A 24,974-nucleotide genomic window follows, 5' to 3' on the forward strand; every position below is an offset into this window, starting at 1 on the left:
CCGACGAGCCTAGCGGGGCCACCCGTCCGGCGCCGCGTCACGACGGCGACGATCGGCGCCGCGTCAGGACTGCGAGGGTCGACGCCGCTTCTCGACGAGTGCGACGAACATCGCGTCCGTCCCGTGCCGGTGCGGCCAGAGCTGGACGTACGGCGCCGAGCCGAGGTCGACGGGTGCGCCCACGATCGTCTCCGCTGAGGCGGTCGCGTCGACGACGGTGAGGTCGTCGCGACCCCGCACGCCGGTCTCCACGATGGCCCGGGTCTCGGCGACATGAGGCGAGCACGTCACGTAGGCGAGGACTCCCCCGGGTGCCAGGGCGTCGATCGCACTGGCGAACAGGCGGGCCTGCAGGGCGGTGAGCTCGCCGACGTCGCGCGGCTGCTTGCGCCAGCGGGCCTCGGGACGACGGCGGAGGGCGCCGAGCCCCGTGCAGGGCGCGTCGAGAAGGATGCGGTCGAACGACTCGGGCTGCTCCGCGCCGAAGCGCGTCGCGTCGCCCTCGACCACCTGCACGCCGCCGGGGACGGGCTCGAGCGCCTGACGGACGAGTCCCGCCCGCGCCGGGACGAGCTCGTTGGCCAGGAGCCGCGCGCCGCCTCCGGCCGCCTCCGCACCGAGCAGCGCCGCCTTGCCGCCCGGCCCGGCGCACATGTCGAGCCACCGCTCGCCGTCCGCGATCGGGCGGTGGCGGCTCAGCAGCAGAGCCGCCATCTGCGACCCCTCGTCTTGAACCCGGGCGCGTCCGTCTCGGACGGCGGGGTGGCTCGCTGGATCTCCCCCGCCGCTGGTCGCCGCGACGGGCGAGAGGACGCCACCCGCGCCTCCCAGTTCGGAGACCTCAGCCAGCCCCGGCAACGCCACGAGACTCACCCGCGGGGCCCTGTTGTCGGCCTCGAGCAGCTCGACGAGCTCGTCGCCCCGCCCCTCGGCGGTGAGCGCCTGACGGAAGGCCCGCACGACCCACGCCGGGTGCGACCACTCGGCGGCCAGCGCCTCGTCGGCACCCCGGGCGCTCTCGAGGACGTGTTCGCGCCAGACCCCGGGGTCGGTGCGGGAGACGGTGCGGAGGACCCCGTTCACGAAGCCGGTGCCCGATCGACTGCCGACCTCGCGGGCGAGCTCGACCGACTCGTCGACCGCGGCGTGCGTGGCGACCCTCGTCGAGAGCAGCTGATGGACGCCCAGCCGCAGGACGTCGAGGAGAGCCGGGTCGATCTTCGACACGGGCCGTCGGGCGGCGATCGCGATGACGAGGTCGTAGTAGCCCTGGAGGCGCAGCGTGCCGTAGGTGAGCTCGGTCGCGAGACCCGCGTCGGCGGCGTCGAGACGGGCACGGGCGATGCGCGACGGGAGCAGCAGGTTCGAGTAGGCGTCGTCGTCGGAGACGGCGCGGAGGACGTCGAGGGCGACCCGACGGGCGGGCTGGACACGGCTCATGAGCGGTCTCCTTCGTCGAGGGGGTCGGAGGGGCGGCCGGGTCCGCCCGGGTCGGGTGCCGAGTCGCTCGCGGTCACGAGGAGGCGCGGGGCGTCATCGCCGGACAGCCCGCGGAACCAGTCGGTCGCCGCCATGGCCTTCTTGCCGGCGGGCTGGACCCGCACCAGCTCGAGGGGCGCGGTGGCCGTGCCGACGAGGAGGCGGCGTCCGGACAGCGAGAGGGCGCCGGGTGCCGGGTCGACGGCGAGATCGGGCGACTCGACGGCGCGCAGCTCGAGGATCTTGAGGCGGGCGCCCTCGAAGGGGACGTGCGCCCCTGGCTCGGGCGTGACCCCCCGCCACCGGTCGAGGACCTCGCCGGCGGGCCGCCCGAGATCGAGCGCCCCGTCGTCGAGGGTCAGTTTGGGGGCCAGCGTCACCGTGCCGTTCTGCGCGACGCCCACGGCCGTGCCCGAGGCGAGGTCGGCGACCGTGCGCTCGAGCAGCTCCGCACCGGAGACCGAGAGGTCGTCGAGCAGGCCGCCCGCGGTCTCGGCGCCGCCGAGACGCTGCTCGACGACGCCGTAGACGTCGCCGGCGTCGAGCTCGGGGACGAGCTGGAACACGACGGCCCCCGTGACCTCGTCGCCGGCCATGAGGGCGCGTTGGACGGGTGCCGCCCCGCGCCACCGCGGGAGGAGCGAGAAGTGGAGATTGACCCAGCCGAGTCGAGGCAGCGAGAGCACGGGCTCGCGCAGCAGCGCCCCGAAGGCGACGATGACGCCGAGGTCGGCGTCGAGTGCCCGGAGGTGCTCGGTCACGTCGTCGGTGATCCGACGCGCCTTGACCACGGGCAGACCGAGACGCTCGGCCTCGACGGCGACCGGCGTCTGCGTCAGCACGCGCTTGCGGCCCTGAGGGGTGTCGCTGCGGGTCAGCACCGCCACGATCTCGTGCTCGCTCTCGGCGAGGGCGCGGAGGGACGGGAGGGCGGCGGCGGGGCTGCCGGCGAAGACGAGACGCACGGGGGTTCCTGAACTCAATCGGTGAACGGCTCGACGTCGTCGAACCGCACTCTGAGTGTAGGGACGGCACGACCGCGCTTCTGACCGATGGCCTTGCGACGCTCGGTGGCCGCCCGGATCACCTGCGACCTGAGGATCTGCGCCACCTCGCCGCCGCGCCGCACGTCGAAGCGGACGATGGCCCGCACCCCGGCCTCGGGCACGTCGACGGGGCCGAGCGTCTCGGCCCGCACCTCGTCGGGGAGCTCGCCGAGGGCTCGGGCGACGGTGTCGACGGTGCCCGTCACCGTCGCGACACGGACGGCCGGCGGGAAGCGCAGCTGCCGACGGTCGGCGAGCTCGGAGGAGGCGAAGCGGGCGAGCTCCCAGGTGGCCAGCGCGGAGGCCAGGGCTCCCCCGACCCCGACGAGCACGACGGGTGCGCGTCGAGACGCAAGAGCCGTCGCATTGGCCCACCAGCGGAGACAGTCTTCGGCGACTCGGAGACTCTCTCTCGCCAGCATGCGCTCCCCGTCGAGGAGGAGGACCGCCCGGTAGCCGCCGGGGGCGACGGGCTCGGCACCGCGCGTGGCGACGACCAGCGCGGGGGCGTCGTCGACGTGGGTGATCGGTCGCGTGCCGTCGGCCACGATGACGCGGACCCCCGGGAAGGCCTTGCCGAGCTCGTCGGCGGTGCGGGACGCACCGGCGCCGACGGCCTTCATCGCCGTGCCCTCGCAGGTCTTGCAGTGCCAGCCGACCGCGAGTGCTCCGCACCAGGAGCAGGCGGGCTGGGCGCCCTGCTCACGCTGGACGACCGGACCGTTGCAGCGCAGGCAGCGCGCGGTGTCGCCGCACTCGGTGCAGGCGAGCCGTGGAGAGTAACCCGGGTGAGCCACCTGGACGAGGACCGGTCCGTGCTCGACGGCGGCTCGGGCCTCCGTCCAGGCCGTGGAGGGGATCCGTGCCCGCTCGGCGAAGCCGTCGTGCGCGGACTGCTGAGACGTCGGGATCACCTTGGGCTGGTACCGCGGATCGGGGCGGACCTCGGCGAGGAAGCCCAGCTCGACCAGGCGCTGGACGTCGGTGCTCCGGGCGTGGCCCAGGAAGACCAGGGCCGTGTCCTGCTGCGCCTGGCGGACGAGCGCGGTGTCGCGGGCGTGCACGTAGGGGCTGAGCGGCTCGGAGAAGAGAGGGTCGCCGTCGTCGAAGACGACGATGACGCCGAGACGAGCCGACGGCGCGAGGAGGACCGAGCGGTTGCCGACGATGACGACGGGGTCGTCGCCGCGGGCACGGAGGAGCGCCCGGTACCGGTCGGCGTTCGACTGCCGGGAGTCGAGACGGACGATCGCCTCGGACGGGACGACCGCGGCGAGGGCCCGCAGGACGTGATCTTCGTCTCGGTAGTCGGGGACGGCGATGATCGCGTTGTCGCCCGCCGCCAGCGCCACCGTGGCCAGCTGAGCGGCGGTGACGGCCCAGTGGCCGACCCACGCGCCGTCGTCGGCCAGTTCGACCAGCAGGGGGACGGCGTCGACGGCGGCCCGGCCCCTCGCGGGGACGAGATCGTGGAGCGAGTCGGCCCGGTACGCGGTGACGGCCTGGGCGACGACGGGCTCGGGCGCCGCGACCGGCTCGTCGGCACCCTCCGCCGCGAGGCGCGCGGCGGCCCAGGCCTTCTCGACCCGCACCTGCCGAGGAGGCACGGCGAGGCGCAGGACATCGCTCGCGGAGCCGCCGGCGCGGTCGGCCACCGCCCGGGCGAGCCGCCAGACCTCGGGGGCCAGCACGGGCACCTCGGACACGATGTCGTCGACTTCGCTGAGCTCGCCCGCATGGTCGGATCCGTCGACGACGTCGACCACGAATCCGTCGGCGATACGGCCGGCGGATCGCAGCGGTACTTTGACCCGGATGCCCGGGACGACCCGTCCGACCAGACGCGCGGGGACGCGGTAGTCGAAGAGACGATCCAGCTGCGGCAGCGGCGAGTCGACGAGCACACGGGCGACGGGCCGACCGGGGGTCTCGGCGGACGTCGCGCTCACGGGGTTCTCGGACGGCGTGGCGGGGTCACCGATGATCAGAGCCCGGCGGCGGCCCGCAGCGCGTCGACGCGGTCGAGGGCCTCCCACGTGAAGTCGGGCAGGTCGCGGCCGAAGTGGCCGTAGGTCGACGTCGCCGCGTAGATCGGGCGCAGCAGGTCGAGGTCGCGGATGATGGCCGCCGGGCGGAGGTCGAAGACCTCGCCGATGGCGTCGATGATCACCTGGTCGGAGACGTGACCCGTGCCGAACGTCTCGACGTAGAGACCGACCGGGGCCGCGCGTCCGATGGCGTAGGCGATCTGCAGTTCGAGGCGGTCGGCGAGACCTGCTGCGACGGCGTTCTTCGCGACCCACCGCATGGCGTAGGCGGCGGACCGGTCGACCTTCGACGGGTCCTTGCCCGAGAACGCCCCGCCGCCGTGCCTGCTCGCGCCGCCGTAGGTGTCGACGATGATCTTGCGGCCGGTGAGCCCTGCATCGCCCTGGGGCCCGCCGATCTCGAAGCGCCCGGTGGGGTTGATGATGAATCGCGTGCCGCTCGAGTCGAGCCCCGCGTCGGCGAGCACGGGACGGATGACGTGCTCGATCACGTCGCTCTCGAGCTGAGCACTCGAGACGCTCGGCGAGTGCTGCGTCGAGAGCACGACGGTGTCGACCGTGACGGGCACGACGCCGTCATAGCCGACCGTGACCTGGGTCTTGCCGTCGGGTCGGAGGTAGTCGAGCTCGCCCGTCTTGCGGACCGAGGCGAGTCGCTCGGCGAGACGGTGGGCGAGCCAGACGGGCAGCGGCATGTACTGGGGCGTCTCGTTCGTGGCGTAGCCGAACATGATGCCCTGATCGCCCGCACCCTGGCGGTTGAGGACGTCGTCGTCGCCGCCCCGCGCCTCGAGCGCCGAGTCGACGCCCTGCGCGATGTCGGGCGACTGCGAGCCGATCGAGACCTCGACGCCGCAGGTGCGGCCGTCGAAGCTGACCGCCGACGAGTCGTAGCCGATGCCGACGATGAGATCACGGACGATCGTCGGGATGTCGACGTAGCCCTTGGTGGTGACCTCGCCGGCGACGTGCACGAGACCCGTCGTGACCATGGTCTCGACGGCGACCCGGCTGGCGGGGTCGACGGCCAGCAGAGCGTCGAGGATGCCGTCGGAGATCTGGTCGCAGATCTTGTCGGGGTGGCCCTCGGTCACGGACTCGGAGGTGAAGAGACGGAGGCCCGTCGGAGTCGTACGGCTCGTGCTGGTGGTGTCGGTCGTGGTCAAGGGGACCCCTCGTGGCTCATGGTCGGCTCGACGGATGCATCGTGCCGTGGGACGTGACGAGGCCCCGCGGGATGGTCTCCCGGGGGCCTCGTTAGAGTCTAGGACCGACCCCTGACAGCTGGTCGTCCCGTGACGTGCCGCCTGTGGGCGGCGGATGCCTAGTCGGCTGTGACGGCGAGCGGCTTGACCTCGAGCCGGTCTTCGTTGATCTCGTGCATGGCGACCGAGAGCGGCTTGTCGTCGATGGTGCTGTCGACGAGCGGGCCGACGTTGTCGAACAGGCTGCCCTCGTGGAGGTCGGCGTAGTAGTCGTTGATCTGACGGGCGCGCTTGGACGCGAAGATGACGAGCGCGTACTTCGACTCGACCTTCGAGAGCAGCTCGTCGATGGGCGGATCGATGATGCCCTTGTTCTTGTCGGCCATGGTTACTCCTCGTTCGTGGTGCGTTGTCTCGGCGTGCCGACCGGGCAGGCTGAGGGGGAAGTCGTGGCGTCGATCAGTCGCGCTGTCGCGCGTCGTCGGACGCAGTCATCAATTCTACGACCTCTCGGGCCGCTTCGGCCACGTCGTGGTTGACGACCTTGACGTCGAACTCGTCTTGGGCGGCCAGCTCGACCTTCGCGGTCTCGAGTCGTCGCTGCTGCTCGGCGGCGTCCTCCGTGCCGCGGCCGATGAGTCGACGGACCAGTTCGTCCCAGGTGGGGGGGAGCAGGAACACGAGCACGGCCTCGGGCATCGCCGCACGGACGAGACGCGCCCCCTGCAGATCGATCTCGAGCAGCACGCTGCGGCCGTCGCGGAGCGCCGCGTCGATCGGAGGGCGCGGCGTGCCGTACCGGTACGAGTTGTGGACGGTCGCGTACTCGAGGAGCTCCCGCTCTCGGATCATCCGGTCGAACTCGGCGTCGTCGACGAAGTAGTAGTGCACGCCGTCGACCTCGCCCGGTCTCGGAGCCCGCGTCGTCGCCGAGATCGACAGGTGGACGTCGGGGTAGTTGTCGCGGATGTGAGCCGAGACCGTGCCCTTGCCGACGGCCGTCGGACCGGCCAGGACGACCAGACGCGATCGGAGCCGCCCGCGCGCCTCGCGATGTGCCAGCCAGTCTCCGAGCGTGCGTCGCTGCCGGACTCCGAGACCGCCGACCCGCTTGGACTCGGCGATGCCCAGATCCGTCATGATGCGCGCCGCCCGGGTCGGGCCGATCCCCGGGATGCTCGTGAGCAGCTCGCGGACGCGGAGGGTGGCCTCGGGTGCCGTGGCCTCACCGGCCCACGCCGTCTCGGCGACGTCGAGCGCCTGACGTCGTCTCTCGGCGATCGCGGACTTCACGGCGGCCCGGCCCCGACGGGCGGCGACGGCGGCGCGGGCCGCGGCCGCGCGGTCGACGGGCGGCGGCGTCAGACGAGGCATCGGCGGATCTCGTCGGAGTCGCGACGGATCGCGTCGGCGAGGTCGGACGGACCGTGCTCGAGCAGCGCCCGGGAGGTCGAGACGACGACCGAACGGCCCGCAGCGCCGAAGAGGGCGGGGATGTCGCGGTAGAGCGCGCCCTGGTGCCCGAACCCGGGCGCGAGGACGGGCGTGGCGGTCAAGCGGTCGGGGTCGACGCCGGCGGCTACGAGGTCGACCGTCGCGCCGAGCACCAGCCCCACGGAGCCGAACCGGGGTTCTCCGGCGATCTGGTTGTCGTGCAGCACGTCGTCGACGATACCGCCCGCGACGGTCGAGACCGTGCCGTCGTCGTCGGTGCGCCGCGCCGTCTGCGTGACCCGCGCCTCCGGATTGGAGGTGGCGCCGAGCACGAACACGCCCGCACCCGCGCGACGGGCTCGTGCGACCAGACCGGTCATGGAGCCGAGACCGAGGTACGGAGACACCGTCAGCGCGTCGACCCGGAGTCTCGATTCCGGATCGAACCAGGCGTCCCCGTAGGCGTCCATGGTGCTGCCGATGTCGCCGCGTTTGGCATCGCCGATGACCAGCAGCCCCGCCTGACGCGCGGCGTGCAGGACCTCTTCGAGGGCGGCGAAGCCGGCCGAACCCCACCGCTCGTAGAAGGCGACCTGCGGTTTCACGATGCCCGCGCCTCCTCGGTGCGCCGCGTCGACCACCCGCAGACCGAAGTCGCGCGCCCCGGCCGCCCCGCCCGGCAGACGCCAGGCGTCGAGCAGGTACGGGTGCGGATCGATGCCGACGCAGAGCGGGCCGAGACGGTCGAAGACCTCGCCGAGCCGCTCGCCGAAGGCCGGAGCCGAGGCCCCGGCCGTCACAGTCGGGCCGCCCGCGCGAGTCCGTAGTCTTGCAGGCTCGTGACCTCGAGCTCGGTCTGAACGGCCTCGATCGACGCGACCGCGGCACCGAGCTGGGCGATGGTCGTGAAGAGCGCCTTGTCGGCGGCGACGGTCGCCGCACGGATCTCGTAGCCGTCGGCACGGGCGCTCGAACCGCTCGGCGTGTTGATCACGATGTCGACCTCGTCGGCGTTGATCAGATCGACGACCGAGTGGCCGCCCGCGCTGAACTTGGCGACGGTGTCCGCCTCGATGCCGTTGCGCACCAGCACGGTCGCGGTGCCCTCGGTGGCGAGGATCGTGAAACCGAGCTGCTGGAGGCGCAGCACCGGCAGGACGATCGCCCGCTTGTCGCGATCGGCGACGCTCACGAAGACGGTGCCCGAGGTGGGCAGGCCGCCGTAGGCCGCGGTCTGGCTCTTGGCGAAGGCCCGCGGGAAGTCGCGGTCGATCCCCATGACCTCGCCCGTCGAACGCATCTCGGGACTCAGCACGCTGTCGACGATCTGGCCGTCCTTCGTGCGGAAGCGCTTGAAGGGCAGCACGGCCTCCTTGACGGAGATGGGCGAGTCGAGCGGGACGTCCGAGCCGTCTCTCGCCGGCAGCAGCCCGACCTCGACGAGCTCGCGGATGCTGCGTCCGACCATGACCAGCGACGCGGCCTTGGCCAGCGGGATCCCGAGCGCCTTCGAGACGAAGGGCACCGTGCGGCTCGCACGCGGGTTCGCCTCGATGACGTAGAGCACGCCGGCGGCGATGGCGAACTGGACGTTCAGCAGACCGGAGACGCCGATGCCGCGCGCGATCTCGAGGGTGGCGGCACGGACCCGGTCGATCTCGCCCTTGCCGAGCGTCACGGGAGGGAGCGTGCAGCTCGAGTCGCCCGAGTGGATGCCGGCCTCCTCGATGTGCTCCATGATGCCGCCGACGTAGAGCTCGGTGCCGTCGTAGAGGGCGTCGACGTCGATCTCGACCGCGTCGTCCAGGAACCGGTCGACGAGCAGCGGCGCATCGGGGCCGATGATGGCCTGGTCTTCGACCCGGACGAAGTAGTCGGCCAGCGAGGGGCTGTCGTAGACGATCTCCATGCCGCGACCGCCGAGGACGTACGACGGGCGGACGAGGACGGGGTAGCCGATCTCCTCCGCGACCGCGACGGCGGTCTCGTAGTCGGTGGCCGTGCCGTTCTTCGGGGCGTGCAGTCCGGCGGCGTCGAGGATGCCCTGGAACAGCCCGCGCTCCTCGGCGGAGTCGATGGCGTCGGGGCTCGTCCCCAGGATCGGGACGCCGGCGGCCTCGAGGCCCTTGGCGAGACCGAGCGCGGTCTGACCGCCGAGCTGGACGACGACGCCGACGAGCTCGCCGCTGGCGCTCTCGGCGTGGACCACCTCGAGGACGTCCTCCAGGGTGAGCGGTTCGAAGTACAGGCGGTCGCTCGTGTCGTAGTCGGTGGACACGGTCTCGGGGTTGCAGTTGATCATGATCGTCTCGAAGCCCGCGTCGCTCAGCGCGAAGCTGGCGTGCACGCACGAGTAGTCGAACTCGACGCCCTGCCCGATCCGGTTCGGGCCCGAGCCGAGGATGATCACCTTGCGGCGGTCGCTCGCGACCACCTCGGTCTCGAAGTCGTAGCTCGAGTAGTGGTACGGCGTGAGGGCCGGGAACTCCCCCGCGCAGGTGTCGACGGTCTTGAACACGGGCCGGACGCCGAGGGCGTGCCGCTCGTCACGGACCTGCTGCTCGGGCAGACCGCGCAGCTGCCCCAGCTGGGCGTCGCTGAAGCCGTGGTCCTTCGCGAAGGCGATCATCTCGGCGTCGAGGGACTCGGTCGCGGCCACCGTCTCGGCGACCTCGTTGATCAGCACGATCTGGTCGATGAACCAGGGGTCGATCTTCGTGGACTCGAAGACCTCGTCCGCCGTCGCACCGGCGCGGAGGGCCTGCTGCACGGTGACGATGCGACCGTCGGTCGGCGTCGCGGCCAACGCGAGCAGCGCCTCCTTGTCTCCGGGGGCGCCCTGCCAGTGGAAGCTCGATCCGCGCTTCTCGAGCGAGCGCAGCGCCTTCTGCAGCGCCTGCGTGAAGTTGCGGCCGAGGGCCATCGCCTCGCCGACGCTCTTCATGGTCGTGCTGAGCGTCGTGTCGGCCGCGGGGAACTTCTCGAACGCGAACCGCGGCACCTTGACGACGACGTAGTCGAGCGTGGGCTCGAAGGAGGCGGGGGTCACCTTGGTGATGTCGTTCGGGATCTCGTCGAGCCGGTACCCGAGGGCCAGCTTCGCGGCGATCTTGGCGATCGGGAACCCGGTGGCCTTCGACGCCAGCGCGCTGGAGCGCGAGACGCGGGGGTTCATCTCGATGACGATGACGCGGCCGTTCGACGGGTCGATGGCGAACTGGATGTTGCAGCCGCCGGTGTCGACGCCCACCCGACGGATGATGTCGATGCTGATGTCGCGGAGGTTCTGGTACTCGCGGTCGGTCAGGGTGAGGGCCGGTGCGACGGTGATCGAGTCGCCGGTGTGGACTCCGACCGGGTCGACGTTCTCGATGGAGCAGACGACGACCGTGTTGTCGGCCGTGTCGCGCATCATCTCGAGCTCGTACTCCTTCCAGCCGAGGATGCTCTCTTCGAGCAGCACCTCGGTGGTGGGGCTCTGGTGCAGACCGTCGGTGACCATGCGGACGAGCTCGTCGCGCGTGTAGGCGAAGCCGGAGCCGAGGCCGCCCATCGTGTACGAGGGGCGGATCACGAGAGGGTAGCCGAGGTCTTCGGCGTACTCGACCGCCTGGTCGACGGTGCGAGCGATGTACGACTTGGCCACGTCGGCGCCCGACTCGAGCACGAGGTCTTTGAAGAGCTGGCGGTCTTCTCCCTTCTGGATCGCCTCGACCTTCGCGCCGATCAGCTCGACGCCGTGCTTGGCGAGGATGCCCTCCTCGTCGAGCTTGATGGCCGCGTTCAGGGCGGTCTGCCCGCCGAGGGTCGGGAGGATAGCGTCGGGGCGCTCCTTCACGATGATCGCCTCGAGCACCTCGGAGGTGATCGGCTCGATGTACGTGGCGTCGGCGAAGTCGGGGTCGGTCATGATCGTGGCCGGGTTCGGGTTGACCAGGATGACGCGCACCCCCTCTTCGCGGAGGACGCGGCAGGCCTGCGTTCCCGAGTAGTCGAACTCGGCCGCCTGGCCGATGACGATCGGCCCGGAGCCGATCACGAGGACGGAGTTGATGTCGGGGCGCTTGGGCATCAGATGCTGCTTTCGATGTCGGAGCCGAAGTCGACGGACTTGCCGTGCGAGCGGGCGACGACCGCCTCGCGGAAGCGGTCGAAGAGATGGTTGCTGTCGTGCGGGCCGGCGGCCGCCTCGGGGTGGTACTGGACCGAGAACGCGGGGATGTCGAGGGCCCGCAGACCCTCGACGACCTGGTCGTTGAGGCTGTAGTGGCTGACCTCGACGCGGCCGAAGCCCGCGGGCGAGTCGAGCACGCCGTCGATGGGCGCGTCGACCGCGAAGCCGTGGTTCTGACTGGTGATCTCGACGCGGTTGGTCGTCTTGTCGAGGACGGGCTGGTTGATGCCCCGGTGGCCGAACGGCAGCTTGTACGTGCCGAAGCCGAGCGCCCGGCCGAACAGCTGGTTGCCGAAGCAGATGCCGAAGTAGGGCAGACCGTCGCGGAGAGCGCCCTGCAGCAGCTCGACCTGCGTGTCGCTCGCGGCCGGGTCGCCCGGGCCGTTCGAGTAGAAGAGCGCGTCGGGGGCGAGTGCGCGCAGCTCGTCGAGCGTCGTCGACTGCGGCAGCACGTGCACCTCGAAGCCGCGCTGGGCCAGGTAGCGCAGGGTCGAGGTCTTGACGCCCAGGTCGAGGACGGCGACCGAGCCGATGCGCTCGCCCTCGGGCTGGACCACGTAGGGCTCGAGCGTGGACACCTGGCTCGAGAGGTTGAGACCGCGCATGTCGCTGCCCGCAGCGACGAGGGCGAGCTGCTCGGCCGGGTCGAGCTCGGCGTCGGCACCGCTGAAGACGCCGCCCTTCATCGAGCCGACGTCGCGGAGGCGCCGCGTTATGGCACGGGTGTCGATGCCGCGGATGCCCACGACGCCGTCGGCGACGAGCTGGTCGTCGAGGCTGCCCTGTGCCCGGTGGTTCGACACGACGCGGCTGGCGTCGCGGACCACGTAGCCGGCCACCCAGATGCGACGCGACTCGGGGTCTTCGTCGTTAACCCCGGTGTTGCCGATGTGCGGGGCCGTCATGACGACGATCTGCCCGGCGTACGAGGGGTCGGTCAGGGTCTCCTGGTAGCCGGTCATGCCGGTCGAGAAGACCACCTCGCCGAGGGTGCGGCCGACGGCGCCGTAAGCGAGCCCGACGTACCGCGACCCGTCTTCGAGGATGAGGACGGCTTTTTCACTCACAGGTTCTCTCCAGTGCTGGTTCCGGCCCGGGGGGCCGTGGGGATGATTCCGCGGATGCCGTCGACGACCGCGGTGGGGTCGTCGACGATGCGCAGGTAGGTGTCGACGTCGGTCTCGCCGAGGGTCCAGGCGATGAGGACGAGCCCGCCCTCTTCGACGACGCGGTCGATCGTCCATGTGGCCCGGCCGACGTCGCGGATCGAGGAGGCGCGGATCAGCTTCGCCGGTTCGCCCGCGATCTCGAGGCGGACGCCCTCGACATGGACCGAGACGCCCGCGCGTCCGCGGAAGCCGAGCCCGCCGATGACGATGCGGTCGAGCGGATCGCCCGCTCGACTCGTGGCCACGTAGAAGCCGTCGGTCTCGATGCTCGGCGTGCCGAGGCCGTCGGGAGCGATCTCGGGGAGGGCGATGTCGGATTGACGTCGGCCGCGGGCACGCCACGATCGCGCCATCTGCCAGAGCAGAGCCGCGAGGAGGACGAGGACTCCGAGGCCGATCCACCAGTAGGTCATCGGGCCTCCGCCCCGGCCGTGGCCTCGACCGACACCCGGTGCGCCGCCACGGCTGCGGCGGCACGCGCGATCGTCTCGGTCTCGACCACCGCGCCGCCTTCGACGGTGGCGTAGCCCTGATGGAAGGTGGCCTCGACGCGGCCCGGCAGGACGCGGTCGATGAACGGCGAGTTGGTGCTCTTGCCCGCGAGGTGCTCGGCGGAGAAGGTGCGCGTCACGCTCCGATCGTAGAGGGTCAGCTCGGCGGGCTCTCCGACGGCGAGGGGTCGCCCCTGCCCCGAGACCCGACCGATGACGGCCGGGGTCGTCGACATGATGCGCGCGACGTCGCCCCAGCCGATGAGCCCCGTGTCGACCATCGTGTGCTGGACGACGGGCAGGGCCGTCTCGAGGCCGACCATGCCGTTCGCCGCGGCGTCCCACTCGCAGCACTTCGCCTCGGAGGTGTGCGGCGCGTGATCCGTGGCCACGATGTCGATGATGCCGTCCGCGAGGGCCGAGCGGAGGGCCTGCACGTCGTCCTTCCCGCGAAGCGGGGGGTTGACCTTGTACCGCGAGTCGTACCCGGCCACCAGGTCTTCGGTGAGCAGCAGGTGGTGCGGCGTGACCTCGGCCGTGACGTCGATGCCCCGGGACTTCGCCCAGCGGATCACCTCGACGCTGCCGGCCGTCGAGACGTGGCAGACGTGCAGCCGGGCACCGACGTGGTCGGCGAGGAGCACGTCGCGCGCGATGATCGCCTCCTCCGCGACCGCGGGCCACCCGGCGAGACCCAGCTCGGCCGAGAGCGCCCCCTCGTTCATCTGGGCGCCGATGGTCAGTCGAGGTTCCTGGGCGTGCTGCGCGACGACTCCCCCGAAGCCCTTGACGTACTCGAGCGCGCGACGCATCAGCAGGGGGTCGCTCACGCAGTGGCCGTCGTCGGAGAACACCCGGACGGCGGCGCGGGATCGGGCCATGGCGCCGATCTCGGAGAGGTGCGTCCCCTCGAGACCCCGCGACACGGCGCCGATCGGTCGGACGGTCACGTACCCGGCCCGGTCGCCGAGCGCCTGCACCTGCTCGACGACCCCCGCGGTGTCGGCCACCGGCGACGAGTTCGCCATCGCGTTGACCGCGGTGAAGCCCCCCGCGGCGGCGGCACGCGAGCCGGTCAGAACGGTCTCGCTGCCCTCGCCGCCCGGCTCCCGGAGGTGCGTGTGGAGGTCGACGAGACCCGGCAGGACGAGGAGCCCGTCGGCGTCGACCACGGTGGCCCCGACGGCGCTGAGACGCGTGCCGAGCTCGACGACCACGCCGTCTCGGACGAGGACGTCGGTGCGGTCGCCGTCGACGGTCTCGACGGCGCGGATGATCTGGGTGGTGGTCACAGGGAGTCCTCCCGGTCGCCGGCGAGTGTGAGGTAGAGCACGGCCATGCGCACGGCGACGCCGTTGGCGACCTGCTCGCGGACGGTCGATCGCGGCGAGTCGGCGGCCTCGTCGCTGATCTCCAGACCGCGGTTCATCGGCCCGGGGTGCATCACGACGGCCTCCGCCGGCAGCGCGCGGAACCGTGCGGCGCTCAGCCCCCAGGCGCGGGCGTACTCGCGGGCGTTCGGGAAGAACGCCTCGTTCATCCGCTCCTGCTGGATGCGCAGCATCATGACCACGTCGGGTCGCACCTGGAACAGGGCCTCGTCGAGGTCGTAGTGGACGTCGACGCCGAACCGGCTGACGTCGACGGGCAGGAGCGTGGGAGGCGCGACCACGGTGACCTGGGCGCCGAGCGTCCGCAGCAGCCAGGCGTTCGACCGGGCCACCCGCGAATGCAGGATGTCGCCGACGATGATGACCCGCAGACCGTCGAGGTCGCGACCCCGACTCGCGGCGCCGTGGACCCGGCGTCGCATGGTGAACGCGTCGAGCAGCGCCTGGGTCGGGTGCTCGTGCGTGCCGTCGCCGGCGTTGACGATGCCCGCGTCCACCCAGCCGCTGTCGGCGAGCACCCGGGGAGCCCCGGAGGACGGGTGCCGGATCACGATGCCGTCGGCGCCCATCGCGGCGAGCGTCTGCGCCGTATCCTTCAGGGATTCGCCCTTCGACACGCTCGAGCCCTTCGCCGCGAAGTTGATGACGTCGGCGCTGAGTCGCTTCGCCGCGGCCTCGAAGGAGATGCGCGTGCGTGTGCTGTCTTCGTAGAAGAGGTTGACGACGGTCGTCCCGCGCAGCGTTGGCAGCTTGCGGACCTCGCGGGTGCTGACGTCGGCCATGTCCTCCGAGATGTCGAGGATGCGCAGCGCATCGTCGAGTCCGAGGTCGGAGGTGCTGAGCAGGTGCCTCATGCGTGAGCACCCGCGCCGACGGCACCCTCTGTCGCCGCGCCTCCTTCGATGGCGACCAGCTCGTCCGCATCGACGCCGGCGAGCCGGACGTAGATCCGCTCCGCGGTCGAGGTCGGCAGGTTCTTGCCCACGAAGTCGGCCCGGATCGGCAGCTCGCGGTGGCCCCGGTCGACGAGGACGGCGAGGCGGACCGCACGCGGCCGGCCGAGCGAGCTCAGGGCGTCGAGCGCCGCCCGGATCGTCCGCCCCGAGTACAGGACGTCGTCGACCAGGACGACGGTCTTGCCGTCGATGCCGCCGACGGGCAGCGACGTGGGCCGGGAGGCGCGGGTCGGCTGGCTGCGGAGGTCGTCGCGGTACATGGTCACGTCGACCGACCCGACCGGGATCGGCTCGCCCGAGATCGTCGCCAGAGACTCGGCGATGCGTTCGGCGAGGACGACGCCACGGGTCGGGATGCCGAGCACGACGAGGCCGGAGGCGCCCCGGTTCGACTCGAGGATCTCGTGGGAGATGCGCGTCAGAGCGCGCGCGATGTCAGCCTGACTCAGCACGGTGCGGGTGCTCAATCGGACCCCCTTCCCCGCCTCTCTGGACGGAACTTAAAGGATGTCGGATGTCGGGATCGTGGAGCTGCGGAGAGGCCCGGCGACCGTGCGGTCGCCCTGCGGCCCCTCGGTTCGGACCAGCCTAGCTGCTGGCGGCGATGCGGCCGAGCAGACCGTTGACGAAGACGGCGGAGTCGTCGGTGCTGAGCGACTGAGCCAGCTCGACGGCCTCGCTGATGGCGACGTGGTCGGGGATCTCGTCGTTGTGACCGAGCTCCCAGATGCCGATGCGGAGGATGGCCCGGTCGAGCGTGGGCATCCGGTTGAGGGACCAGCCCTGCGAGTACGTCTCGATGAGCTCGTCGATCTCCGAGCGGTGGTCGATGACCCCCTGGACGATCTCGCGGGCGTAACCCCAGCTCGAACTGCGCTCGGGTTGACCCATGGCCCGGGTGGTCTCCATGACGAGGGCGTCGGTCATGCTGATCTCGCGGATGTCGGCGACGTACAGAACGTCGAGGGCGCGCTTGCGCGCCTTGGTGCGGGCACTCACTGCTGTGGACGACCCGGACTAGCTGACGCGGCCGAGGTAGCTGCCGTCGCGGGTGTCGACCTTGACCTTGGTGCCGTTCTCGAGGAACAGCGGGACCTGGATCTCGTAGCCGGTCTCGACCGTCGCCGACTTGGTGCCGCCCGTGGAGCGGTCGCCCTGCAGACCCGGCTCGGTGTACGTGACCTCGAGGATGACCGACGCGGGCAGCTCGATGTAGAGCGGCGTGCCGTCGTGGAGGGCCATCTGCACGTTCTGGTTCTCGAGCATGAAGTTCTTCGCGTCGCCGACCACCGTCGCGGGGACGTTGATCTGGTCGTAGTCGCTGGTGTCCATGAACACGTAGCCGTCGGCCTCGGCGTAGAGGTAGGTGAACTCGCGACGGTCGACGTTGGCGAAGTCGATCTTCGTGCCGGCGTTGAACGTCTTGTCGACGACCTTGCCCGACATGACGTTCTTCATCTTCGTGCGGACGAACGCGCCACCCTTGCCCGGCTTGACGTGCTGGAACTCGATCACGTTCCAGAGCTGGCCGTCGAGGTTGAGGACGGCACCGTTCTTGATGTCGTTTGTAGTCGCCATGCGCGCGGGGTCCGTTCGGAGTCGGTGGGTGTCGGCCGGATGAGGCCATCGACGAGTGTAGCGGACCCGTCGAGCGCGGACTCGGAGCGGAACCCCGCCCGGGTCAGGACCCGATCTCCTGGTAGGCCGCGAAGAGGAGGCTCTGATCGGGGCCCTGGATGACCGTCGGCTTGCCGATCCCGTCGAGGACGATGAATCGGAGCATGCCCGCACGGGCCTTCTTGTCGCGCTGCATCGTCGCGAGGAGGGTGTTCCACCGACCCAGCGGGTAGCTCACGGGCAGGGTCAGGGACTCGAGGATGCGGCGGTGACGGTCGACGGCGTCGTCGGACAGCCGGCCGGTCAATCGGGCGAGCTCGGCGGCGAAGACCATGCCGACCGAGACGGCGGCACCGTGACGCCACTGGTAGCGCTCGGCGTGCTCGACCGCGTGCCCCAGGGTGTGACCGTAGTTCAGGATCTCGCGGAGACCCTGCTCGGTGAGGTCCTCTCCGACGACCCGCGCCTTGAGGGCGATCGACAGCTCGACCACCCGCCGGAACTCCGGCGTCGTCGGGTCGGTCGCGCGGTCGACGTCGGCCTCGACGATATCGAGGATCTCGGGTTCGGCGATGAACCCCGCCTTCACGATCTCGGCGAAACCGGCGAGGATCTCGTTCTTCGACAGGGTGTCGAGCATGTCGAGGTCCGCCAGGACGGCGATGGGCGGGTGGAACGCGCCGACGAGGTTCTTCCCCTCCGCCGTGTTGATGCCCGTCTTGCCGCCGACGCTCGCGTCGACCATCCCCAGCACGCTCGTCGGCACCTGGACGAGAGCGACGCCGCGCAGCCAGGTCGCGGCGACGAAGCCGGCGAGATCGGTGATCGCGCCGCCGCCGAGCCCGAGGACGACGTCCGTCCGGGTGAAGTCCGCCTGGCCGAGCACCTGCCAGCAGAAGGCGGCCACCTCGACGCGCTTCGCGTCTTCCGCATCGGGCACCTCGGCGATGAGCGCCTCGTAGCCCGCCTCGACCAGCGTCTCGCGGACCTCGTTGGCCTTCCGACCGAGGGTCGGCGCGTGCACGATCAGCACCTTCTTCGTTTGCGGCGGGAGGAGCCCGGGCAGACCGGCCACGAGGCCCCGCCCGACGAGCACGTCGTACGGCGCGTCGCCGCCGACCCGGATGGTGGTGGTGGTGGTGGTGGGCTGCGGATCGGTCACGGGTTTCCTCTTTCGGGGTCGAGCCAGGCCACGATGTCGTCGACGACCCTCGAGACCGGGCGGTGGGACGTGTCGACGACCACGGACGCGAGGTCGCGGTACAGGGGCTCGCGCTCGGCCGCGATGAGGCGCCAGGCGTCCATGCCCCCTCGGCTGAGCAGTGGACGGTGGCTTCCCGACAGGCGGGACTCGACCGCGGACTCGCTCACGGAGAGCATCACGACCGGGAGGTCCGCCAGGGAGGCGCGGGTCGACAGGTCGAGGACGGCTCCCCCGCCGAGCGACACGACCCCGTCGGACGCCAGCAGCTCGGAGACGACCTCTCGCTCCTTCGCTCGGAAGGCGGACTCGCCCTCGGCGTCGAAGATGTCGGCTATGGCACCGTGACGCTGCACGACGACCCGGTCGCTGTCGGCGAACCCGGCGCCGAGACGGCGGGCGAGCTTCTTGCCGATGCTCGTCTTGCCCGCACCCATCGGGCCGATCAGCACGACAGGACGGCGCCTCACAGGCCGGCGGACTCGGGCTGCTCGGGGGCGGACCCGGTGCGGAGGTTCTCGGGGATGGCGTCGAGGTAGCCCCGGAGGTTGCGGGCGGTCTCGCCCAGCGAGTCGCCGCCGAACTTCTCGAGCACCGAGTTGGCGAGCACGAGCGCGACCATCGACTCGGCCACCACGCCTGCCGCGGGGACCGCGCAGACGTCGGAGCGCTGGTGGTGCGCCTTGGACTCCTCGCCGCTCGTCACGTCGATCGTGGCGAGAGCACGCGGCACGGTCGCGATGGGCTTCATGCCGGCGCGGACCCGGAGCACCGTGCCCGTGCTCATGCCGCCCTCGGTGCCGCCTGCACGGTCGGTGTCTCGCGAGATGACTCCGCCGGAGCGGTGCAGCTCGTCGTGCGCGACCGACCCGCGCCTCCTGGTGGTCTCGAAGCCGTCGCCCACCTCGACTCCCTTGATGGCCTGGATGCCCATCAGGGCGGCGGCGAGCTGGGAGTCGAGACGGCGGTCCCAGTGGACGTGAGAGCCGAGACCCGGAGGGACGCCGTAGGCGAGCACCTCGACGACGCCGCCGAGGGTGTCGCCGTCGCGCTTGGCGGACTCGACCTCGTCGACCATGGCCGCGCTCGTCGCCTCGTCGAAGCAGCGCAGGGGGTCGTCGTCGAGACGGTCGAGGTCGGACGGGAGCGGCAGCGATGAGCCGTCGGGCACGCGGACCGGCCCGATCGAGAGGGTGTGGCTGACGAGTTCGATGCCGAGTTCGGACAGGAACGAGCGGGCGACGGCGCCGAGGGCCACTCGCGCGGCCGTCTCGCGGGCGCTGGCGCGCTCGAGGATCGGTCGGGCCTCGTCGAAGTCGTACTTCTGCATGCCGACGAGATCGGCGTGGCCTGGACGCGGCCGCGTCAGGGGCGCACTGCGCCCGCGCGACGCGTCGCCGATCTCGACCGGCTCGGGGTTCATCACCTCGACCCACTTGGGCCACTCGGTGTTGCCGACGCGCAACGCCACCGGGCCGCCCATCGTGAGGCCGTGACGGACGCCGCCGGAGATGTGCAGCTCGTCCTGTTCGAACTTCATGCGCGAGCCGCGGCCGTAGCCGAGACGTCGACGGGCCAGATCGGCCTTGATCGCGCTCGACGAGACGGGCACCCCCGCGGGGAGGCCCTCGAGGACGGCGATGAGCTCGGGGCCGTGAGATTCCCCTGCGGTCAACCAACGAAGCATGGGAGCAATCCTCCCACAGCACGAGAGCGCCCCCGGTCCGTCGACCGGGGGCGCTCCGAGACACGTCGTGCCGCTACTGGTACTCGGGGTGCTCGCGCATCCACGCCTGCCACTGCGCGACGGCGACCTCGTGCTCGGCGAACGTGGTCGAGAACGTCGTCTCGCCCGAGTCGAGGTTGACCGTGACGAAGTAGCGCCAAGGGCCGTCGGCGGGCTTGACCGCCGCGTCGAGGGCCAGATCGCCCGGGTTCGAGATCGGGCCGACCGGCAGCCCCTCGTGCACGTAGGTGTTGTAGAGGTTCGAGGCGTCGCCGCGCTCTTCGTCGGTGGTGGTGACGAGATGCGTGTTGCCGGTGCCGTAGGCGACCGTCGCGTCGGACTGCAGCAGCATGCCGTCGTCGAGGCGGTTGAGGAACACCCGCGAGACCTTGGGGTAGTCGGCGGCGAGCCCCGCCTCCCGCTGCACGATGGAGGCGAGTGTGATGACACGCTGGTAATCGGCGGGCTGAACGCCCAGAGCCGTCAATCGCGCCACCTGGGTGTCGACCATCAGCTGCAGGTAGCCGTGAGCGTCGAGCGCGGGATCCAGATCGTAGGTCGCCGGGAACAGAAACCCCTCGAGCGAGGTCACACCGGCGGGCAGACCGAACGACGCCACGTCGCCGGCCGCTGCCGTCACCTGGTCGAGCGGGATCTCGGTCGCCTCGGACAGCAGGCTGTAGATGTCCACCGCCGCGGTGCCCTCGGGGATCACCAGGCGGTTGACGATCCGGTTGGCGTCGTCCTGGAGGGCGTCGATGGCGGCCTGCGCGCTCATCTCCTTCTGCAGCGAGTAGGTGCCGGGCTGGAAGGTCACCGTCGTGTCGGCCAGCAGGATCGAGTAGGCGGCCTCGTAGCTCTTCGTGACCCCGCTGTCGGCGAGGGACGCGGCGATGTCCGAGCCGACCTGGCCGTCCACGATCGCGAAGTCGACCTCCTCGCCGTTGCCGGCGCCCGTGTAGTCGGCGGGCGCGTCGTCGCCGGTAATGCGCGCGACGATCGGAGAGATGGCGTTCCAAGCCGCGAACACACCCGCCGTGCCGCCGGCGAGGACGATGACGAGGATCGAGACGAGGATGATCGTGCCGCGATGCCGACCGCGCTCTCGCGGCTCGGAGCCGCGACGATCCCGGGGCGTGCGCTCGCGGGGCGTCCGCTCGCGACGCGACTGTTCGGCGGGACGACGTGGCTCGGACGCCTGCGCCGACTCGATCGACTCGTCGGCTGCCGCGGACCCGCCGGCATCGCCCGCGGGTGAGGCCTCGGCGGCCGAGGCCTGGCGCTCCTGCTCGCGCTGCGCCCGCCGCGAGCCCGGAGCGGGCGGTGAGCTGGGCGTCGCCGGCCGATCGTGGTCGTCACCGGATGGGGAGCCGTCGGTCGGCCGCTCGGCCCCGTCTCGTCGGGGGGGATCGGCGGGAGTGGGCTGCGACGTGAAGATGTCGTCCCATCGGGGGTCGTCGGCCACGAGTCAACGTCCTTCGTCGGTGTCGGGTTCGGTCCCGGCGCCCTCATCGGAGCCGGGGGCGTCGACGAGCTGACCGGGCGGTCTCCCGCTCGATCGCTCGAGATCGAGCGCATGCTGGACGATGATAACAGCGGCGACTTGATCGATCACGGATCGTTGTGTCCGCCCCTTGCGCCCGGAGGAACGAAGTGCGCTCTGTGCACTGACGGTCGAGAGACGCTCGTCGACGAGACGGACCGGCAGATCGGACGCTGCGGCGAGGGCTCCGGCGAAGAGCCGAGCATCGGCGGTCGACGCGGTGTCGCGCCCGGCGAGCGACAACGGCAGTCCGACCACGATCTCCACCGCGTCGAGCTCCGCCGCGTGCTTCATGATCGCCTCGACGTCCGCCGTGCCCGAGGAGGCGCGGGGCACCGTCTCGACGGGCGTCGCGATCATCCCGTGCGGATCGGTCCGTGCGACGCCGATGCGGGCCTTGCCCACATCGACGCCGAGTCGGACTCCGTGACGCACGTCGGCCGCTCAGCTGCGGAGCGCGTCGACGATGCCCGACAGCGCTCGAGGGATCGCCGACACGTCGGAGCCGCCCCCCTGGGCGAGGTCGTCCTTGCCTCCGCCGCCTCCGCCGAGGACGGTCGCGGCGCCCTTGGCGAGCACGCCCGCCTTGGCCCCCGATCGGCGAGCCGGCTCGCTGGTGGCGACGATGACCGCGGGCTTGCCGGCCACATCGGCGGCCAGGGCCACGACGGAGCTCGACTGCGACCCGAGTCGCTCTCGGACCGACGTCACGAGAGAGCGCAGTTCGTCGGTCGACCGGAGCGAGCCGACGGAGTCGGCCACGACCGTGAAGTCGCCGACGTCGGTCGCGGACTCCGCCAGGGCCGGGATCTTCGTCGCCAGCTGAGCGCGCTCGAACTCGGCGATGCGCTTCTCGGCCGACTTGAGACTGGAGACCAGGTCGCCGACGCGGTCGGCGAGCTGCTCCCGCGGCGCTCGGAGCGAGGAGGTGAGCTGGGACACGATGGCCCGCTCCGCGGCGAATTCACGGAACGCGTCGAGACCGACCAGCGACTCGACCCGGCGGTTCGTGGAGCCGACGGAGGTCTCGCTGACGAGGTTGATCAGACCCACCTGGGCGCTGGTGGCGACGTGGGTACCGGCGCAGAGCTCGCGCGACCACGGCCCGCCGATGTCGACCATGCGGACCGTCTCGCCGTACTTCTCGCCGAACAGCGCCATCGCTCCGAGCGAACGCGCCTCATCGAGCGGGAGCTCGCGGGTGACGACCTGCAGGTCGTCGCGGATGGCGCCGTTCGCCACCTCCTCGATCTCGCTGCGCGTCGCCGGGCTCAGGGCCTGGTTCCAGTTGAAGTCGAGGCGCATGTAACCGGCCTTGTTGTACGAACCGGCCTGGTGCGCCTCCGGCCCGAGGACCTCGCGGAGCGCCGCGTGGATGAGGTGCGTGGCGGAGTGGGCCTGGGTGGCTCCTCGCCGGTAGACCGGGTCGACGACGCTGGTGGCCGCATCGCCGACGCCGACCTCGCCCGAGCGGACCTGCACGCGGTGGCTGATCAGACCCTTGACCGGCTTCTGCACGTCGAGCACCTCGAGGTCGAAGCCCGCACCCACGATCGTCCCGGCGTCGGCCTCCTGTCCACCGGACTCGGCGTAGAGGGAGGTCTCGGCGAGGATGACCTCGGCGATGTCGCCTGCGACGGCCCGGTCGACGGAGGCCCCGTCGACGATGAGCCCCAGCACGCGCGTCGGCGTGTCGAGCATGTCGTAGCCCGTGAAGACGGTCTCGCCGCCGGCGCGGAAGGCGCTGTAGACGCTGAGGTCGGCCAGAGCCACCTTGCGGGACTTGGCGTCCGCCTTGGCCCGTGCCCGCTGCTCGGACATGAGCGAATCGAAGGCCGCACGGTCGACCGTCAGGCCGTTCTCCTCGGCGATCTCGAGGGTCAGGTCGATCGGGAACCCGAACGTGTCGTGCAGCAGGAACGCCGTGTCGCCGGCGAGGCGCGGGGTCTTCTCGGAGCTGGCCGCGCGGGTGTCGACGACCGCGTCGTCGAGGATCGCCGTACCGGCGGCGAGGGTGCGGAGGAAGGTCTCCTCTTCGGCGTAGGCGAGGCGCGAGATGCGGCCGAAGTCGCTCTCCACCTCGGGGTACGCCGACTTCATCGCGTCACGGGATTCGGGGAACAGCTGGGGGAAGGTCGCGCCCTCGACGCCCAGGAGCCGCATCGAGCGGACGGTGCGACGAAGAAGGCGGCGGAGGATGTAGCCCCGGCCCTCGTTCGACGGTCGGACGCCGTCGGACATCAGCATCAACGAGCTGCGGACGTGGTCGGCGATGACCCTCATGCGGACGTCGTCTTCGAGGACGGCGCCGTAGCGACGGCCCGACAGCTCGGCGGCCTTGTCGAGCACCGGGCGGACCTGGTCGATCTCGTACATGTTGTCGACGCCCTGCTTGAGGAACGCCACCCGCTCGAGACCCATGCCGGTGTCGATGTTCTTGTTCGGCAGTTCGCGCACGATGTCGAAGTCGACCTTCGAGCGGACGTTCTCGATCTGGTACTGCATGAACACGAGGTTCCAGATCTCGACGTAACGGTCGTCGTCGGTGGCGGGACCGCCGTCGGCGCCGTAGGCCGGGCCGCGGTCGAAGAAGATCTCCGAGCAGGGGCCCGCCGGCCCGGGCTGACCCGTGTGCCAGTAATTCGTGTCTTTGCCGAGGCGCTGGATCTTCTCGTCGGGCAGACCGGCGATCTTCTTCCAGAGGGCGATGGCCTCGTCGTCCTCCTCGTACACGGTGACCCACAGGTCGGCCGGGTCGAAGGCCAGTCCGCCGTCGGCCTCGCTCGAGGTGAGGAGCTCCCAGGCGTAGCCGATTGCGTCTTCCTTGAAGTAGTCGCCGAACGAGAAGTTGCCGTTCATCTGGAAGAACGTGCCGTGACGCGGCGTCTTGCCGACCTCTTCGATGTCGTTGGTGCGGATGCACTTCTGGACGCTCGTGGCCCGGGGGTACGGCGTCGGCACGAGACCCGTGAGATACGGGATGAAGGGGACCATGCCCGCCACGGTGAACAGCAGGCTCGGGTCGTCGCTGACGAGGGAGGCGGAGGGGACGACGGTGTGGCCCCGGTCTCCGAAGTAGTCGAGCCAACGGCGGCGGATCTCGGCGGTCTGCATGGTTCTCCGGTGTGGGGTGATCGGTGTGACGGGGGCGTCGAGGAGGCGCGGGTCGAGTGGGTGGATCAGCTCTCGCCGTCGGAGCGCAGCTCGGCGTCGCGGGCGCGGTAGCCGTCGACGAGCGCTGCGCGGAAGTTCGTGAGGCTGCCGTCGAGCTCGCCGAACAGTCGGCTGCCGCGAGGCGTCTTGTTGTACAGATGCGCCAGGGTGAAACCGGCGACGACGCCGATGGTCAGCAGGAACAGGCTCTTCACGGGGTCTCCTCACGACGGTCGTGCGGACGACGCACGGGACGACACACGAGCTTACCCGTCGCGCAGGAGGAGACCGCCGACGACGAAGGGAGCGCGCCACGGTTCGTGGCGCGCTCCCTCAGGGTG

The 24,974-nt window shown here is 71.1% G+C and carries 22 protein-coding genes; all 22 read right to left on the reverse strand.

Translation table 11 applies throughout. The annotated features are described in order from the left end of the window. Nucleotides 1-63: 63 nt before the first annotated feature. Entirely contained in the window at nucleotides 64-1,440 is a 1,377-nt protein-coding gene (locus ACZ6JE_RS03820; RefSeq protein WP_464318240.1) for an RsmB/NOP family class I SAM-dependent RNA methyltransferase, read from the reverse strand. After that, on the reverse strand, nucleotides 1,437-2,444 hold the full coding sequence (gene fmt / locus ACZ6JE_RS03825; protein WP_464318241.1) for a methionyl-tRNA formyltransferase: 1,008 nt from the start codon (nucleotides 2,442-2,444) through the stop codon (nucleotides 1,437-1,439). The genes ACZ6JE_RS03820 and fmt overlap by 4 nt, the downstream gene beginning before the upstream one ends. Nucleotides 2,445-2,458: 14 nt before the next feature. Further along, nucleotides 2,459-4,474: a primosomal protein N' family DNA-binding protein gene (locus ACZ6JE_RS03830; protein WP_464318242.1), complete on the reverse strand. Its 2,016-nt coding sequence runs from the start codon at nucleotides 4,472-4,474 to the stop codon at nucleotides 2,459-2,461. A gap of 35 nt (nucleotides 4,475-4,509) precedes the next feature. Further along, complete coding sequence (gene metK, locus ACZ6JE_RS03835) at nucleotides 4,510-5,739, reverse strand: methionine adenosyltransferase (RefSeq protein ID WP_243213383.1); 1,230 nt, start codon at nucleotides 5,737-5,739, stop codon at nucleotides 4,510-4,512. Between the two features lie 158 nt (nucleotides 5,740-5,897). Continuing rightward, nucleotides 5,898-6,164 (reverse strand): DNA-directed RNA polymerase subunit omega, encoded by a 267-nt coding sequence (gene rpoZ / locus ACZ6JE_RS03840; protein WP_192060321.1) that lies wholly within the window; start codon nucleotides 6,162-6,164, stop codon nucleotides 5,898-5,900. Nucleotides 6,165-6,237: 73 nt separating this feature from the next. After that, entirely contained in the window at nucleotides 6,238-7,152 is a 915-nt protein-coding gene (gene gmk, locus ACZ6JE_RS03845) for a guanylate kinase (RefSeq protein WP_192060320.1), read from the reverse strand. Beyond that, nucleotides 7,140-8,012 carry an orotidine-5'-phosphate decarboxylase gene (pyrF, locus tag ACZ6JE_RS03850; protein WP_464318243.1) on the reverse strand — a complete coding sequence of 291 codons (873 nt, stop codon included), beginning with the start codon at nucleotides 8,010-8,012 and terminating at the stop codon, nucleotides 7,140-7,142. The genes gmk and pyrF overlap by 13 nt, the downstream gene beginning before the upstream one ends. After that, nucleotides 8,009-11,284, reverse strand: a complete 3,276-nt coding sequence (carB, locus tag ACZ6JE_RS03855; RefSeq protein ID WP_192060318.1) for a carbamoyl-phosphate synthase large subunit — start codon at nucleotides 11,282-11,284, stop codon at nucleotides 8,009-8,011. The genes pyrF and carB overlap by 4 nt, the downstream gene beginning before the upstream one ends. Continuing rightward, a complete protein-coding gene (gene carA / locus ACZ6JE_RS03860) occupies nucleotides 11,284-12,453 on the reverse strand; it encodes a glutamine-hydrolyzing carbamoyl-phosphate synthase small subunit (RefSeq protein ID WP_464318244.1) in 1,170 nt (389 codons plus the stop codon). The genes carB and carA overlap by 1 nt, the downstream gene beginning before the upstream one ends. Further along, nucleotides 12,450-12,968, reverse strand: coding sequence for a PH-like domain-containing protein (locus ACZ6JE_RS03865; RefSeq protein ID WP_192060316.1), 519 nt, complete (start codon nucleotides 12,966-12,968; stop codon nucleotides 12,450-12,452). Before ACZ6JE_RS03865 ends, carA begins: the two co-directional genes overlap by 4 nt. Then, a complete protein-coding gene (locus ACZ6JE_RS03870; protein WP_464318245.1) occupies nucleotides 12,965-14,338 on the reverse strand; it encodes a dihydroorotase in 1,374 nt (457 codons plus the stop codon). The genes ACZ6JE_RS03865 and ACZ6JE_RS03870 overlap by 4 nt, the downstream gene beginning before the upstream one ends. After that, nucleotides 14,335-15,291: an aspartate carbamoyltransferase catalytic subunit gene (locus tag ACZ6JE_RS03875; protein ID WP_464318246.1), complete on the reverse strand. Its 957-nt coding sequence runs from the start codon at nucleotides 15,289-15,291 to the stop codon at nucleotides 14,335-14,337. The genes ACZ6JE_RS03870 and ACZ6JE_RS03875 overlap by 4 nt, the downstream gene beginning before the upstream one ends. Further along, nucleotides 15,288-15,860 (reverse strand): bifunctional pyr operon transcriptional regulator/uracil phosphoribosyltransferase PyrR, encoded by a 573-nt coding sequence (gene pyrR / locus ACZ6JE_RS03880; protein WP_192060313.1) that lies wholly within the window; start codon nucleotides 15,858-15,860, stop codon nucleotides 15,288-15,290. Before pyrR ends, ACZ6JE_RS03875 begins: the two co-directional genes overlap by 4 nt. Nucleotides 15,861-15,981: 121 nt before the next feature. After that, the gene (gene nusB, locus ACZ6JE_RS03885) at nucleotides 15,982-16,392 is read right to left on the reverse strand and encodes a transcription antitermination factor NusB (RefSeq protein ID WP_192060312.1); all 411 of its coding nucleotides are present in this window, start codon (nucleotides 16,390-16,392) and stop codon (nucleotides 15,982-15,984) included. 18 nt (nucleotides 16,393-16,410) lie between these two features. Continuing rightward, nucleotides 16,411-16,971: an elongation factor P gene (efp, locus tag ACZ6JE_RS03890; protein ID WP_055797347.1), complete on the reverse strand. Its 561-nt coding sequence runs from the start codon at nucleotides 16,969-16,971 to the stop codon at nucleotides 16,411-16,413. Nucleotides 16,972-17,074: 103 nt separating this feature from the next. Then, the gene (gene aroB, locus ACZ6JE_RS03895; RefSeq protein ID WP_464318247.1) at nucleotides 17,075-18,172 is read right to left on the reverse strand and encodes a 3-dehydroquinate synthase; all 1,098 of its coding nucleotides are present in this window, start codon (nucleotides 18,170-18,172) and stop codon (nucleotides 17,075-17,077) included. Then, nucleotides 18,169-18,681 carry a shikimate kinase gene (locus ACZ6JE_RS03900; protein ID WP_243213372.1) on the reverse strand — a complete coding sequence of 171 codons (513 nt, stop codon included), beginning with the start codon at nucleotides 18,679-18,681 and terminating at the stop codon, nucleotides 18,169-18,171. The genes aroB and ACZ6JE_RS03900 overlap by 4 nt, the downstream gene beginning before the upstream one ends. Further along, nucleotides 18,678-19,898: a chorismate synthase gene (aroC, locus tag ACZ6JE_RS03905; RefSeq protein ID WP_464318248.1), complete on the reverse strand. Its 1,221-nt coding sequence runs from the start codon at nucleotides 19,896-19,898 to the stop codon at nucleotides 18,678-18,680. Before aroC ends, ACZ6JE_RS03900 begins: the two co-directional genes overlap by 4 nt. Before the next feature lie 73 nt (nucleotides 19,899-19,971). Next, the gene (mltG, locus tag ACZ6JE_RS03910; RefSeq protein ID WP_464318249.1) at nucleotides 19,972-21,402 is read right to left on the reverse strand and encodes an endolytic transglycosylase MltG; all 1,431 of its coding nucleotides are present in this window, start codon (nucleotides 21,400-21,402) and stop codon (nucleotides 19,972-19,974) included. Nucleotides 21,403-21,405: 3 nt separating this feature from the next. After that, nucleotides 21,406-21,915, reverse strand: a complete 510-nt coding sequence (gene ruvX / locus ACZ6JE_RS03915) for a Holliday junction resolvase RuvX (protein ID WP_192060308.1) — start codon at nucleotides 21,913-21,915, stop codon at nucleotides 21,406-21,408. Nucleotides 21,916-21,924: 9 nt separating this feature from the next. Beyond that, the gene (alaS, locus tag ACZ6JE_RS03920; RefSeq protein WP_464318250.1) at nucleotides 21,925-24,594 is read right to left on the reverse strand and encodes an alanine--tRNA ligase; all 2,670 of its coding nucleotides are present in this window, start codon (nucleotides 24,592-24,594) and stop codon (nucleotides 21,925-21,927) included. A 65-nt stretch (nucleotides 24,595-24,659) separates the two neighbouring features. After that, nucleotides 24,660-24,848 (reverse strand): hypothetical protein, encoded by a 189-nt coding sequence (locus ACZ6JE_RS03925; protein ID WP_192060306.1) that lies wholly within the window; start codon nucleotides 24,846-24,848, stop codon nucleotides 24,660-24,662. Between the last annotated feature and the right edge of the window lie 126 nt (nucleotides 24,849-24,974).

The sequence above is a fragment of the Frigoribacterium sp. AC759 genome, from assembly GCF_979256015.1.

Bases quoted from the DNA above. Each gene is read 5' to 3' on its own strand.
- aroC (WP_464318248.1), bottom strand. From the start codon at position 19,898: ATGCTTCGTTGGTTGACCGCAGGGGAATCTCACGGCCCCGAGCTCATC.
- gmk (WP_192060320.1), bottom strand. From the start codon at position 7,152: ATGCCTCGTCTGACGCCGCCGCCCGTCGACCGCGCGGCCGCGGCCCGC.
- alaS (WP_464318250.1), bottom strand. From the start codon at position 24,594: ATGCAGACCGCCGAGATCCGCCGCCGTTGGCTCGACTACTTCGGAGAC.
- ACZ6JE_RS03875 (WP_464318246.1), bottom strand. From the start codon at position 15,291: ATGAGGCACCTGCTCAGCACCTCCGACCTCGGACTCGACGATGCGCTG.
- ACZ6JE_RS03865 (WP_192060316.1), bottom strand. From the start codon at position 12,968: ATGACCTACTGGTGGATCGGCCTCGGAGTCCTCGTCCTCCTCGCGGCT.
- efp (WP_055797347.1), bottom strand. From the start codon at position 16,971: ATGGCGACTACAAACGACATCAAGAACGGTGCCGTCCTCAACCTCGAC.
- rpoZ (WP_192060321.1), bottom strand. From the start codon at position 6,164: ATGGCCGACAAGAACAAGGGCATCATCGATCCGCCCATCGACGAGCTG.
- ACZ6JE_RS03820 (WP_464318240.1), bottom strand. From the start codon at position 1,440: ATGAGCCGTGTCCAGCCCGCCCGTCGGGTCGCCCTCGACGTCCTCCGC.
- carB (WP_192060318.1), bottom strand. From the start codon at position 11,284: ATGCCCAAGCGCCCCGACATCAACTCCGTCCTCGTGATCGGCTCCGGG.